The sequence below is a fragment of the Kitasatospora sp. NPDC058965 genome, assembly GCF_042741245.1.
In the GTDB taxonomy this organism is placed as follows: Bacteria; Actinomycetota; Actinomycetes; order Streptomycetales; family Streptomycetaceae; genus Kitasatospora.
In genome coordinates this window covers 1-1330 of sequence record NZ_JBHYKG010000607.1, presented here as the reverse complement: position 1 = coordinate 1330, position 1330 = coordinate 1, and the positions used below count along the sequence as shown (strand labels likewise).

Below are 1330 nucleotides of genomic sequence, written 5' to 3'. Positions count from 1 at the left end.
CATTTTTTCTGGGGCGGGGGGTGATACGAAACCGGGCCTGGCGTGTTAGTCGGGGAAGTGTCCCCCGCGGGGGGGGCCTCCCCGACACGCGCGGGCGGCCGGGCCCCCGGCGGCGGGGCGGGCGCGGCTAGAAGAAGTCGCCCTCGTCGTTGTCGTACTCTTTGTACTCGTTGTACTCGTTCACCACGACGCGCGGCTGGTCGTCGTCGAAGGCCTCGGCGAGCAGCGCGCCGCCGATCAGGCCCGCCGCGCCCGCGCCGATCAGCGCACCGGCGCCGTAGCCCTGGTGGCCCTGCTGCGGGTAGCCCTGGCCCTGGGGGTAGCCCTGCGGGTAGCCCTGGCCCTGCGGGTACCCCTGGGGCTGCGGGTAGCCCTGCGGCTGGGCGTAGCCGGCCTGCGGCGGGGTGTAGAACGGCGGCGGGGTGGTCTGCACCCGCTGGGCGCAGGCCGGGCAGGCCTGGATCTGCCGCGGCACGCCCCACTGCGGCGACCAGAGGACCACCGCCGAACCGGGGCCGTGGTTGGGGTCGAAGAAGCAGGTCATGGCGGGACTCCCCGTGACTGGGCCGGCCGGTGCGGGCGCGGCTGCGGTGGGCGGTGCTGAGGGTGCGGGCGGTGCTGACGGCACACGGGCTGCGTGCGCCGGCGGCACCGGTGCTGACGGCGCCTGAGGTGACGGTGCCTGGGCTGACGGCGCCGGGGCCGGTGACGGCGCGGGTGCCGACGGTGCGTGGGCCGCTTCCCCCGGCCGGGCGAGCCCCAGGCCGTGGACCCGCAGGATCCCCGCCATCCCGTCGGCACTGCCCCGGCCGACGGCGCGGAACTGCCAGTCCGCGCCGTGGCGGCGCAGTTCGCCGAAGACCACGGCCGTCGCGTTGCCGGTGTCGTCGGCGAGATCGTACCGGGCCAGCTCGGTGCCGCCGACCGGGTCGGTGACCTGGACGAAGGCGCCGTGCACCCGGTCGAACCGCTGCCCGTGCCGCTCCGGCTGGTAGAGCGCGACGGCGAGGACGATCCGCTCGACCTCGGCCGGCAGCCGGTCGAGCGCGACCTCGATCCGCTCGCGGTCGTGGCCGGGGCCCGCCTCGCCGGTGTCGCCGAGGTGGCGGACCGCACCGTCCGGGTCGGTGCGGTTGTTGAAGAAGACGAGGTGCCGGTCGGAGAGGACCCGGCCGGTCGGGCCGCAGAGCAGGGCGCTCGCGTCCAGGTCGTACTCGGCGTCCGCCGTCCAGCCCAGGCCGACGCGGACCGCGCGCAGGCCGGGGGCCAGCCGTCCCAGGGAGACGGTCTCCCCCTTGGTCAGGGCCACGCTCATGACCACTCCTCCATC

Annotated in this window: 1 protein-coding gene; it reads right to left on the bottom strand. The window is 75.8% G+C overall.

Features of this window, described 5'->3' with window-relative positions; all coding sequences use genetic code 11:
• Nucleotides 1–127: 127 nt before the first annotated feature.
• The gene (locus tag ACFW1A_RS40545; RefSeq protein WP_380418758.1) at nt 128–1315 is read right to left on the bottom strand and encodes a TerD family protein; all 1188 of its coding nucleotides are present in this window, start codon (nt 1313–1315) and stop codon (nt 128–130) included.
• Nucleotides 1316–1330 lie beyond the last annotated feature (15 nt).

Coding starts and splice junctions, on each gene's coding strand:
- ACFW1A_RS40545 (WP_380418758.1), bottom strand. CDS start 1,315: ATGAGCGTGGCCCTGACCAAGGGGGAGACCGTCTCCCTGGGACGGCTG.